This is a genomic window from Streptomyces sp. NPDC005533, assembly GCF_042871845.1.
In the GTDB taxonomy this organism is placed as follows: Bacteria; Actinomycetota; Actinomycetes; order Streptomycetales; family Streptomycetaceae; genus Streptomyces.
Map to the genome: position 1 here is coordinate 54,398 of NZ_JBIAJH010000038.1, position 11,434 is coordinate 65,831.

Consider the following 11,434-nt stretch of genomic DNA (forward strand, 5'->3'; position numbering starts at 1 on the left):
GGTGCCCGGGCGCCGTCGGACCCCCGGTGGAGCCGGGCGCTCCGGCGCGCCCTGATGTCAGGGGTCCGTCCTGTCCCGGGTGTCGGTGCGGGTGAGATCGAGAGTGAGGTTGGCGGATGGCCGAGCGGGCGGGCACGGATACACTGAGCGCGGGGCCACCGTTGCAGGGTGAGGGCGGGATCGGCGAGTCGGAGCTGCGGCTGCTGTTGGCCGGGCTGACCGCCGTACGCGACGGGGACTTCCGCACCCGGCTGCCCGACGCGGCGGACGGGCTGCTCGGGGAGATCGCCACCGTCTTCAACGGGATGGCCGACCAGCTGTCGCTGTTCACTTCCGAGGTGACCCGGGTGGCCCGCGAGGTGGGCACCGAGGGGACCCTGGGCGGCCAGGCCGACGTGCCGGGCGTCGGGGGTGCCTGGCTGGACCTCACGGATTCGGTCAACTTCATGGCCGGAAACCTCACGGCCCAGGTACGCTCGATCGCCCAGGTCGCGACCGCCGTGGCCAAGGGCGACCTGTCGCAGAAGATCAACGTCACGGCCCGCGGGGAGATCCTGGAGCTCAAGGAGACCATCAACACGATGGTCGACCAGCTCTCCGGGTTCGCCGGGGAGGTGACGCGCGTGGCCCGCGAGGTGGGCACCGAGGGCCGGCTCGGCGGCCAGGCGGACGTCAGGGGCGTCTCCGGGACCTGGAAGGACCTGACGGAATCGGTCAACGTCATGGCCGACAACCTGACCGCCCAGGTGCGCTCGATCGCGGAGGTCACCACCGCCGTGGCCCAGGGCGACCTGACGCAGAAGATCCGGGTGGACGCCCGCGGGGAGATCCTGGAGCTGAAGGAGACCATCAACACGATGGTCGACCAGCTGTCCGCGTTCGCCGACGAGGTGACACGGGTGGCCCGCGACGTCGGCACCGAGGGCAACCTGGGCGGCCAGGCCACCGTCCGCGGGGTCTCCGGCACCTGGAAGGACCTCACCGACAACGTCAACGTCATGGCGTCGAACCTGACCGGGCAGGTCAGGTCGATCGCCCAGGTCGCCACCGCCGTCGCCCGCGGAGACCTCTCGCAGAAGATCGTGGTGGAGGCGAAGGGCGAGGTCGCCGCGCTGGCCGGGGTGATCAACACGATGGTCGACACCCTGTCCGCGTTCGCCGACGAGGTGACGCGCGTGGCCCGCGAGGTCGGCACCGAGGGCCGGCTCGGCGGTCAAGCGCACGTCCCCCATGTGGCGGGGACCTGGAAGGACCTCACCGACAACGTCAACTCCATGGCGAACAACCTCACGGGCCAGGTCCGCAACATCGCCCTCGTCACGACCGCCGTCGCCAACGGCGATCTGTCCAAGAAGATCGACGTGGACGCCCGCGGGGAGATCCTGGAGCTGAAGACGACCATCAACACGATGGTCGACCAGCTGTCCGCCTTCGCGGCCGAGGTCACCCGGGTGGCTCGCGAGGTCGGCAGCGAGGGCCGGCTCGGCGGCCAGGCCGAGGTCGAGGGCGTCTCCGGCACCTGGAAGCGCCTGACCGAGAACGTCAACGAGCTGGCCGGCAACCTGACCCGGCAGGTCCGGGCCATCGCCGAGGTCGCCAGCGCGGTCGCCGAGGGCGACCTGACCCGTTCGATCACGGTCGACGCCTCGGGCGAGGTCGCCGAACTCAAGGACAACATCAACTCCATGGTCGGTTCGCTCCGCGAGAGCACCCGGGCCAACGAGGAGCAGGACTGGCTCAAGTCCAACCTGGCCCGCATCTCCGGCCTGATGCAGGGCCACCGGGGCCTCGCCGCGGTCGCGGAACTCGTCATGGACGAACTGACGCCGCTCGTCGCCGCCCAGTACGGCGCCTTCTACCTCGCCGAGGACGGCCCCGGCGGCACGGTGCTCACCCTCGTCGGCTCCTACGGTCGGTCCGCGGACGCCGAGGAGCGCGTCACCTTCGCCCTCGGCGAGTCCCTCGTCGGGCAGGCGGCCCGCAGCCACCGCATCATCGCCACCGACCAGGTCCCCGGCGGCTACGTCATCTCCTCCGGGCTGGGCCACACCACCCCCGGCAGCCTCATCATCCTCCCGATCGTGGTGGACGAGCAGGTGCTCGGAGTGATCGAACTCGCCTCCTTCACGGCCTTCACCCCCGTCCACCGCGACTTCCTGGCCCAGCTGATGGAGACCATCGGCGCCAACGTCAACACGATCGTCGCCAACGCCCGGACCGACGAGCTGCTCGGCGAGTCCCAGCGGCTCACGGCAGAACTCCAGGCCCGCTCGGAGGAGCTCCAGGTCCAGCAGGAGGAACTCCAGCGCTCCAACGCCGAGTTGGAGGAGAAGGCGGCCCTCCTCGCCAGCCAGAACAGCGACATCGAGGCCAAGAACCTGGAGATCGAGCAGGCCCGGCAGGAACTGGAGACCCGCGCACAGCAGTTGTCGCTGGCCTCCACCTACAAGTCCGACTTCCTGGCCAACATGAGCCACGAACTGCGCACCCCGCTCAACAGCCTCCTCATCCTGGCCCAGCTGCTGGCCCAGAACCCCACCCGCAACCTCACGCCCAAGCAGGTCGAGTACGCGGGCATCATCCACTCGGCCGGCTCGGACCTGCTCCAGCTGATCAACGACATCCTCGACCTGTCCAAGGTCGAGGCGGGCAAGATGGACATCAACCCCGAGCGGGTCGACCTGCCGCAGCTGCTCGAGTACGTCGACGCCACCTTCCGGCCGATGACCACCCAGAAGAGCCTCGACTTCACCGTCACCACCGCCCCGGACGCCCCCGCCGACCTGCACACCGACGACTCGCGGTTGCGCCAGATCCTGCGCAACCTGCTCTCCAACGCCGTCAAGTTCACCGAGCGCGGCGGCGTCGAGCTCCGCATCGAACCGGCCGCGGCCTCCGAGATGCCGGCCGGACTTCCCCGGCGCGGGCCCATGCTGGCCTTCCGGGTACGGGACACGGGCATCGGCATCCCCGCACAGCAGCTGGAGTCCGTCTTCGGAGCCTTCCAGCAGGCCGACGGCACCACCAGTCGCAAATACGGGGGCACCGGCCTCGGGCTCTCCATCAGCCGTGAGATCGCCCACCTGCTCGGCGGTGCCGTCACCGCGGAGAGCACACCCGGCCAGGGCAGCACCTTCACCCTCTTCCTGCCGGTCAGCCGCGTGGACTACGAGGACGCCCCCGATCCCGAGGTCCCCGCAGAGCCCTCGTACGCGGACGTGTCCGGGCAGGCCGCTCCGGGCCGTCCCGGCACGCCCGTGCTGCCGGCGCAGCGGCGGGCCCGCCGCCTGCTCGTGATCGAGGAACGGACGGGAGGCCTGCTCTCCCTGGTCGCCGAGAGCGCCGGCCGGGACTTCGCCCCCCGCCATCAGACGACGCACGAGCACGCCGGCATCCACGTGGTCAGCGTCACGAGCTCACGGGAGGCGGCCGCCGCCCTGGCCTCCGACTCCTTCCACTGCGTGGTCCTGGAACTGGACATGCCCGACGGCGAGGCACTGCGCTTCCTCGACGCGCTCGACGGGGACCCGGGCCTCGCCTCGCTCCCCGTCCTCGCCCACAACAACCCGCGGGGCAGGACCGGCCAGGAGGAGGCCCTGCGGGAGCGGCCCGCGGCGCGCCACGTGGAGCTGCTGTCCAGCCTCGACGAGCTCCGCGAACGCATCGCGCTCCACCTGTCCGCCGAACAGCCGGGTGACGTGCTGCCCCTCGTACAGGGCGACGCCCCACGCCAGCAGGCGGATCCCGTACTCGACGGCGACCTGGCCGGACGCACCGTCCTCGTCGTCGACGACGACGCGCGCAACCTCTTCGCCCTCAGCGGGGTCCTGGAACTCCACGGCATGCGCGTGGTCCACGCCGAGGACGGCCGCAAGGGCATCGACGCCCTCACCCACCACGCGGACGTCGACCTCATCCTGATGGACGTGATGATGCCCGAGATGGACGGCTATGCCGCCACCGCCGAGATCCGGCGGATGCCGGCGTACGCGGGCCTGCCCATCATCGCGGTCACCGCCAAGGCGATGCCCGGGGACCGGGAGAAGAGCCTCGCCGCGGGCGCCAGCGACTACGTGACGAAGCCCGTGGACGCCGACGACCTCATCGGCCGCGTCCGGTACTGGCTCACGCGATGACCGGTGGACTACGGCGCCACGACGGCGCGAGCCCGCAGACCGGCCCGATCGGCGACCCACCGGCCGAGGTCGTCCCGCACCAGCTCCCGACCCCGATGGGACGCCTCGTCGCCACCGTGGAACGGCTGCGCCGGGAGGTCCTGGAGGCACAGGCCGCCGCCGACGGCCGCGCCCTGGTCGAGCTGGCCAAGGGCATCCTGATCGGGCAGTTGCACTGCACGCCGGCCGCGGCCGCGCGCCAGCTCGACCTGCTGTGCCGGGAGAGCGGGACGTCCCCGCTCGAACTCGCCGCCGACATCGTCAACCAGGCCTCCCGCGACCACGTCAGCGAGATCGCCGCCGCGTTCGTCGAGCGCGCCGGGACGGACGAGGAGCCGGCCGAGCCGCACTCCGCCGTGTCGGTCCGGCTGCGCACCGCCGAGAGCGGCATGCTGGCGGCGGACGCCGACACGCAGGCGGTGGCCGAGTCCCTCCTGACGAACGCCCTGAGCCCGCTGGGAGCGGTCGCCGTCGCCGTGTGGACGGCGGTGCCCGACGGTTCGCTGGCCCTCGCCGGCCACGCCGGGTTCCCGCCCAGGGAGGCCGTCCGCTGGCGCCACGTACCCCCGGGCGTCTCCACCGTCGCCCGCCTGGCGCTGCGCGAGCGCCGCCTGGTCACCATCGCCCGCCTCAGGCGCGAGGGGCTGCCCTCGATCGGCCACCTGCAGTGGCCCGACGGCGGCCGGATGGCCGTGCCGACGGGGACGGGCGGACGGATCCACGCCGTCCTGGAGATCTGCTGGCCGCAGCCCCTGGCGCCGCAGCCGCCGCAGATCGAGCGCCAGGTCGAGGCCCTCGCCGAGCTGTGCGCCCGGACGATGGACGACGCACCCCCGCGTGAGCTCGTGCCCACCGAAGGGGTGCTCCCGGACGTCGCGGAGCTCATCGACCTCGCCGAAGGACTGCAGGACCCCGCCGTGGTGCTCACCCCGGTCCTCGACGCCGAGGGCCGGCTCGGCGACTTCCGGATCCGGTACGCCGGCAGCCGGTTCGTCGACCCGGTGGGACGGCCGCGCGGCGACGTCAACGGCGCGCTGCTGCTGGAGGCCTATCCGACGGCCGCCGGTGAGAGCGGACTGTTCGACATCATCGCGCGCGTGCACGCGACGGGGGAGCCGTTCAGGGCCGAACGCATGAGCCTGACCGCGCTCGTCGACCAGATCCCGCTCACCACGGTCGCGGACATCAGCGTCAGCCGACACGGCTCCGCCGTCCTGCTCATCTGGCGGATCGAGGACGAGCGGGCCCGGCTGGCCAACATCCTCCAGCACGCCCAGCGGCTGGGCCGCATCGGCGGTTTCGAAGAGAACCTCGCCACCGGGGAGACCACCTGGAACGCGCAGCTCTACGCCCTGCACGGACTCCCCGCCAGCGCACCACCGGTCCGGCTGCGGGAACTGCCCGCGCACGCCCATCCGGACGACTCCGCCGCCCTCGACCGCTTCCTGCGGGCGGTGCTCCGCCACCGCCGTCCCGCCTCCGTCAACTTCCGCCTCCAGAGGTCCGACGGGATCACCCGCCACATCCGGGTCGTCGCCGAGCCCGTACTCGACGCGGACCAGCGGCTGCACGCCGTGCGCGGCGCCTACCAGGACATCTCCGCCCAGCACTGGACCGAGGTCGCGCTGGCCGCGACCAGGGACCAGCTCGCCCACACGGAGGCGGAGTCCGCCGAACGCAACCGGCTGGCCCTCCAGCTCCAGCACGCCATCATGCCGCCGTCGCCGCCGGCCATCGAGGCCCCGGGCCTGCGGGTCGCAGTCCGCTACCGGCCCGCGGAGACCGAGTCGCTCGTCGGCGGCGACTGGTACGACACCGTGGTCCTGCCCTCCGGGCTGATCATGCTGTCCGTCGGTGACGTCGCCGGCCACGGCATCGAGGCGGCCACCGGCATGGTCGTCCTGCGCAACGCCCTGCGGGGCCTCGCCGTCACCGGTGCGGGCCCGGCCCAGCTGCTGTCCTGGCTCAACACGGTCACCCACCACCTGGCCAAGCACGTGACGGCCACCGCCGTCTGCGGGCTCTTCGACCCGCGCACCCGGGTGATGCGCTGGGCGCGTGCCGGGCACCTGCCGCCCGTACTCCTGCGTGGGGGCGAGGCCGCCGCGTTCCCCCTGATCGAGGGCCTGCTCCTCGGCGCGCTGCCGGACGTCACCTACGTCGAGCGGGAGGTGCGGCTCGAACCGGAGGACACCCTGCTGATGTTCACGGACGGCCTGGTGGAACGGCGTGACTGCTCGGTCCAGGACTCGCTGGGCCATCTGGTGCAGGCGGCGGCGGCCGGAGACGGGGATCTGGACGGGCGGCTGGACCGCCTGCTCGCCGAGAGCCGGTCCGACACGGACGACGACACGTGCGTGATCGGCATCCAGGTCGGCTGAGGCCCACCGCCGCACACCGTCAGGGCCCGGCGCCGCGTCCGGCCGCCGGGCCACCGCCCGCAGGGCGCCCGGTCAGGCCACCGCGCGGGCCCGCAGGACGCGGGCCGGGTCCTGACCGCCTCCGGTCGCCAGCACGCGGGCCTCGCCCCCGCTGCTGATCTCGGCCCGCAGGATGCCGGTGGCGTCCTCGTATACGGGGTGGCCGCCCGGGCCCGTCGCGTCGGTGCGGGTCATCCGGACCACGTCCTCCCCGGGCCCTTCCGTGGCCGCGAACACCACGTCGTAGGCTTCCGCCTGCCGGTCCTCGTGCGGGGCTTCAGTTTCGTGGCCTGTGCTCATGGCGGACCCTTCTGCCGTGGGCGTTCGCCCGGGGTGGCTGCCCCCCACCAGCCACGCTAAGCCTCGCCCGGTCCTCTGTCCTCACCGGGCGACGCGCCCGCCCCGCCGGCGGGCGCCTGCGCGCCGGACGCCGTGGGGCCGGCGAGGTAGGCCAGCAGTCCGGCGATCTCGCGGCCGGCCTCCGCCGGGTGGCGGAAGCGCGCGCCGGGGGCGATCGCGTAGCGGTTGCGCCGGCCGTCCCGGGTCCGTGTGAGATATCCGTCGGCCTCGAGGTCCGTGACGATCGTCTGCACGGTCCGTTCGGTGAGATCACAGATCGCCGCGAGGTCGCGCAGCCGGATCCCCGGGTCGCGCGCGATCGCGATCAGCACCCGGGCGTGGTTCGTCAGGAAGGTCCACTGGTTCCGGCGGGAACCGGTGTGCTCGTTCTCCACGCAGACATCCTTGGATGACCACCCGAGAAAAGCAAATCCAGAAACGAATTTCCGGTATGACTTGACGTGTGTCCGTGGCCCCGGCAGGGTGCAGGTGAGCGGAAGCGGAATTCCGCATGACCCGAGCAGTCGCGCAACGCGCCGCAAGCACCCGTGCCCAAGGAGCGAGGACGATGACCCCCACGGCCACGGCCGAGGCCAAGAGCCCGGCCACGCCCCCGACGACGACCCCCGCCGCCAGCGGCGGGGTCGGATCCGTCCCTGCCCTCAGTGGGCTCCCGTACGTGCCCCGTCCGCGGGAAGTATCGACCGGCGACGCCCGGCAACTGACCCGGTTGTTCTTCGAACGGCTGCGGAGCCTCGAAGAGGGGACCCGCGAGTACCAGTACGTGCGCAACACGCTCATTGAGATGAACATCTCACTCGTGCACTTCGTCGCCCGCCCGTTCCGCGACCGCCCCGGCGGCCCCGAGAACGAGGACGTCGTACAGGTCGGCATCATCGGCCTGATCAAGGCCATCGACCGGTACGACCCCGAGCGCAACACGCAGTTCGCCACGCTCGCCGTGCCGTACATCACAGGCGAGATCAAGCGGCACTTCCGGGACACCACGTGGGCCGTGCGCGTCCCGCGCCGGCTGCAGGAGCTGCGCGTGGAGCTGGCGAAGGCCACGGAGGCGCTGACCTCCGAGTCGGAGCACCCGCCCACCCCGGCGGAACTCGCCGCGCACCTCGGCCTGACCGAGGACGAGGTCCGCCAGGGCCTGGTCGCGGCCAACGGCTACTCCACGCAGTCCCTCGACGCGCCCCAGCAGCACACCGCCGGCACCGCGCAGGCGCCGGCCGGACAGGCTCCGCGCAGCCTCGCCGAGACGCTGGGGGTAACCGACCCCGCCCTGGAGGCGGTCGAGGACCGGCACGCGCTGGCGCCCCTGCTCGCCGACCTGGACGAACGCTCCACCCATATCCTCCAGCTGCGCTTCGGCGAGGAGCTGACCCAGGCGGAGATCGGTGCGGAGCTCGGTCTCTCCCAGATGCAGGTCTCCCGCCTGCTCGCCCGCACGCTGGGCAGCCTGCGCGCGGAGCTGCTGCACGACTGAGTCACCGGCCGCGCGGCGGCCGGATCACAAATCACCAGGTCACGCGCTCACCAGGTCACGTGGAGCGTCTGCGGCGAGCGGTGGATCAGCGTGGGCCGCATCCGCGGTCGCGGACGGTCCTCGTCGATCCGCAGCTCCGGCAGGCGGCGCGTGAACAGGTCCAGTGTCAGCCGCAGTTGCTCGCGCGCCAGCTGGGAGCCGGGGCAGCCGTGGGCTCCGTGCCCGTACGCGAGGTGCTGACGGTTCCCCTGCCGGGTGATGTCGAACGCGGCGGGCCGCTCGTACCGTTCCTCGTCGCGGTTGGCCGAACCGTACGCCACCAGCAGGGTGGCCCCCGCCGGGAGTTCCGTCCCGGCGAGGGTCACCGGCCGGGTGGTCACCCGCCGGAAGGCCTGGATGGCGCTGTCGTGGCGGGCCGCCTCCTCCACCGCCGCCGGGACGAGCGACGGATCGGCGCAGAGCGTGCGCCACTGCCGCCGGTCACCGAGCAGGTGCAGCAGCGTGGTGGCGATGAGGGCGCTCGTGGTGAGGAATCCGGCGATCAGCAGGTTCTGCAGACTCGTCACCAGTTCGTGGCGCTGTGCGAGCGTGAGCTCGGCGTCACCGGGGGCGAGAGCCGCCACCATGGTGGAACACAGGTCGTCCCGGGGCTTCGCGCGCCGGTCGCGTACGTACCCGTCCAGCAGGTGCTGGAGCGCCACCACGTCCTCGGCGGCAGCCGCCTGCGCCTGCGGGGACAGCGGCCGGAAGAGCAGTTCCTCGGCGCGGTAGCCGCCGTGCACGGCGGCGGGCACGTCACCCGGGTCCAGCCCGATCAGCCGCCCGACCACCATCCCGGGCAACCGCCGGGCGTAGGCCTCCACCAGCTCCGCCGAGCGGTCCGCCGCGAAGCCGTCCACCAGCTCGCTCGCGCAGGCGCGGGCGTACGGCACCAGGGCCGCCACCCGGGCGGCGGACAGCCCCCGGTTCAGCGGGGCCCGGAGCCGCCGGTGGGCGCCCCCGTCCGAGGACACGACGGTCGGCCGGGGACCGAAACCCCGGGGCAGGACGCCGAGCGCCGCCTCCGACAGCGCGACGTCGGGCAGCAGGGAGTTGGCCGAGGAGAAGTCCTCGGCGCGCAGCAGCACTTCGCGTACGTCCCGGTCGCGCGCCACCAGCCACGCGGCGAACTCGGGTACGTACGTCAGGCCTTCGGCCCGGCGGGCGCGGTCGTAGAGCGGGTACGGGTCGCGGTACAGCTCGTCACGCCGCGCCTGGTCGTCGTACGACGTCACGGGGGCCTCCGGATCACGGTCGGGCCGGTCAGGGGTCACCGCCGCGGGCGACGACCTCCGGTGCGTTCGGTGCGTTCGGTGCGCCGGGTCATCCTGCCCGAACCCCGCCCCGGCCGGTAGGCCGCACGTCCGGCGCCCCTCGCCCGTCAGGAACGCGCCGCGGCGAGGCGGTGCTCGTGGACGCGCAGGTGCAGGGCGGCGAGGTCCAGCAGCGGAGTGGACACCCCCAACGCGCGGGCGCGGACGGTGAGATCGGTCAGCACGTGGTCGGCCTCGGTCGGCGCCCCGGCCACGAGGTCGCGGTAGAGGGACGGGGTCAGGGGGGACCCGGAGGCCGTGACCGTCGAGGTGGTGAAGGCGCGTTCGGACTCCGGCACCGGATGGCCGGCGGCCTCGGCCACCGCCGCCGCCTCGGCGAGCAGGGACGCACCCAGTTCCGCGCCGCCCGGGACGGCGTTGACCTCACCGACCGTGCCCCGCATCAGACAGGTCAGGGCCACCAGCGTGGAGATGAAGACCCACTTGTGCCACATGGCCGCGACGATGTCCCCGGTCTCCGGCGAGTCGATGCCGGCGTCGGCGAGGACGGTACGGATCCGCTCCACGCGCGCGGAGGGGCGCGCGTCGAGCTCACCGGTCAGGACGACCGCGGGCGGGGCCATGCGGAGGATGTCGCCGTCCGCGCTCAGGGTGGTCACCACCTTCGCGACCCCGCCGAGCACGGCTCCGGCCCCGAGGCGCGCGGTGAGCGCGTCGAGATGGGCGACCCCGTTGAGCAGGGGGACCACGGCGGTGTCCGGGCCGACGGCGGACTCGATGTCCGCCAGGGCCGGGTGCAGGGCGGTCGCCTTCACCGAGAGCAGGACCAGGTCGTACGGGCCGCCCGGGGCGTCGGCCGTCACCAGCTTCGGCGTCAGGTGGAGCTTCTCCCCTTGGCCTTCGACGCGCAGGCCGCGCGCCCGGAGGGCCTTCGCGCGGCCCGGCCGGACCAGGAAGGAGACGTCCTGGCCCGCCGCGGCGAGCCGGGCGCCGAAGAAGCCGCCAACGGCGCCCGCGCCGACCGTGAGGATCCTCATGAGGTGCGCCTTTCGTGGGTGTCGGACAGGCCGGCTTCCGGACGGTCCGCGGGAAGCGGCTGGTCGGGTACGGGAGTCTGCGGGGGCCGCGGTCCGTAGCGGGACACCGCGACCCCGGCGAGGCAGAGCAGGCCGCCGAGCAACGACAGCCATGCGGGTACCTCACCCAGGAAGGCCCAGCTCAAGAGGACGACGATGGCCGGTACGGCGTAGGTCGTCGCGCCCAGTCTGCCGGCGGGCATGCGCGCGAGGGCGTAGGTCCAGGTGGTGAAGGCCAGGGCGGTGGGCACCACGCCCAGGTAGACCATGTTCAAGGTGGCCGACAGCGGCGCGTGCGGGAGTTCCGAGGCCAGCTGCCCCGCGAACGGCAGGCAGACCACGGCGCCCGTCAGGCAGCTGAAGGCGGTGATCTGCAGGGGTGTCCCGTAGGAGAGCGCCGGCTTCTGCGCGACGACCCCCGACGCGTAGGCCACCGCCGCGAGGAGGCACAGTACGACGCCCAGCACCGAGGTCGAGCCGCCCTCGCCGGAGGACATCGACAGGCCCACGACCACCGCTCCGGCGAAGGAGATTCCCAATGATGCTGTCAAGCCGCAGTGACGGGCTCTTGAGAGCCGTCTCATGCCGCTGTGGCGGCGGGGATCGGAGCGGTCGC

General features: G+C 72.8%; 8 protein-coding genes. 3 read left to right on the forward strand and 5 right to left on the reverse strand.

From position 1 onward, the window contains the following. Positions 1-116 precede the first annotated feature (116 nt). Both ACFYP3_RS29390 and ACFYP3_RS29395 read left to right on the forward strand, forming a co-directional pair. Positions 117-4,136, forward strand: coding sequence for a HAMP domain-containing protein (locus ACFYP3_RS29390; RefSeq protein WP_388838849.1), 4,020 nt, complete (start codon positions 117-119; stop codon positions 4,134-4,136). Continuing rightward, the gene (locus ACFYP3_RS29395) at positions 4,133-6,556 is read left to right on the forward strand and encodes a SpoIIE family protein phosphatase (RefSeq protein WP_388838852.1); all 2,424 of its coding nucleotides are present in this window, start codon (positions 4,133-4,135) and stop codon (positions 6,554-6,556) included. Before ACFYP3_RS29390 ends, ACFYP3_RS29395 begins: the two co-directional genes overlap by 4 nt. A gap of 72 nt (positions 6,557-6,628) precedes the next feature. Here ACFYP3_RS29395 and ACFYP3_RS29400 read toward each other — a convergent pair whose 3' ends face one another. Together ACFYP3_RS29400 and ACFYP3_RS29405 are read right to left on the reverse strand one after the other, a co-directional pair. Continuing rightward, positions 6,629-6,895 (reverse strand): DUF6296 family protein, encoded by a 267-nt coding sequence (locus ACFYP3_RS29400; RefSeq protein WP_388838855.1) that lies wholly within the window; start codon positions 6,893-6,895, stop codon positions 6,629-6,631. 56 nt (positions 6,896-6,951) lie between these two features. After that, the gene (locus ACFYP3_RS29405) at positions 6,952-7,329 is read right to left on the reverse strand and encodes a helix-turn-helix transcriptional regulator (RefSeq protein ID WP_388838857.1); all 378 of its coding nucleotides are present in this window, start codon (positions 7,327-7,329) and stop codon (positions 6,952-6,954) included. 173 nt (positions 7,330-7,502) lie between these two features. Here ACFYP3_RS29405 and ACFYP3_RS29410 point away from each other — a divergent pair, with 173 nt between their 5' ends. Next, complete coding sequence (locus ACFYP3_RS29410) at positions 7,503-8,429, forward strand: SigB/SigF/SigG family RNA polymerase sigma factor (protein ID WP_388838859.1); 927 nt, start codon at positions 7,503-7,505, stop codon at positions 8,427-8,429. A 47-nt stretch (positions 8,430-8,476) separates the two neighbouring features. Here ACFYP3_RS29410 and ACFYP3_RS29415 read toward each other — a convergent pair whose 3' ends face one another. The 3 genes from ACFYP3_RS29415 to ACFYP3_RS29425 form a co-directional block, all read right to left on the reverse strand. Then, on the reverse strand, positions 8,477-9,703 hold the full coding sequence (locus ACFYP3_RS29415) for a cytochrome P450 (protein ID WP_388838862.1): 1,227 nt from the start codon (positions 9,701-9,703) through the stop codon (positions 8,477-8,479). A gap of 146 nt (positions 9,704-9,849) precedes the next feature. After that, positions 9,850-10,779 (reverse strand): 2-dehydropantoate 2-reductase, encoded by a 930-nt coding sequence (locus ACFYP3_RS29420; RefSeq protein WP_388838865.1) that lies wholly within the window; start codon positions 10,777-10,779, stop codon positions 9,850-9,852. Next, positions 10,776-11,434 (reverse strand): DMT family transporter (locus ACFYP3_RS29425; RefSeq protein ID WP_388838868.1); only part of this gene is annotated, 659 nt, incomplete at its 5' end. The genes ACFYP3_RS29425 and ACFYP3_RS29420, both read right to left, overlap by 4 nt.

Excerpts from the sequence above, each read along its gene's own strand:
- ACFYP3_RS29390 (WP_388838849.1), top strand. The coding sequence starts at position 117 with ATGGCCGAGCGGGCGGGCACGGATACACTGAGCGCGGGGCCACCGTTG.
- ACFYP3_RS29395 (WP_388838852.1), top strand. The coding sequence starts at position 4,133 with ATGACCGGTGGACTACGGCGCCACGACGGCGCGAGCCCGCAGACCGGC.
- ACFYP3_RS29400 (WP_388838855.1), bottom strand. The coding sequence starts at position 6,895 with ATGAGCACAGGCCACGAAACTGAAGCCCCGCACGAGGACCGGCAGGCG.
- ACFYP3_RS29410 (WP_388838859.1), top strand. The coding sequence starts at position 7,503 with ATGACCCCCACGGCCACGGCCGAGGCCAAGAGCCCGGCCACGCCCCCG.
- ACFYP3_RS29420 (WP_388838865.1), bottom strand. The coding sequence starts at position 10,779 with ATGAGGATCCTCACGGTCGGCGCGGGCGCCGTTGGCGGCTTCTTCGGC.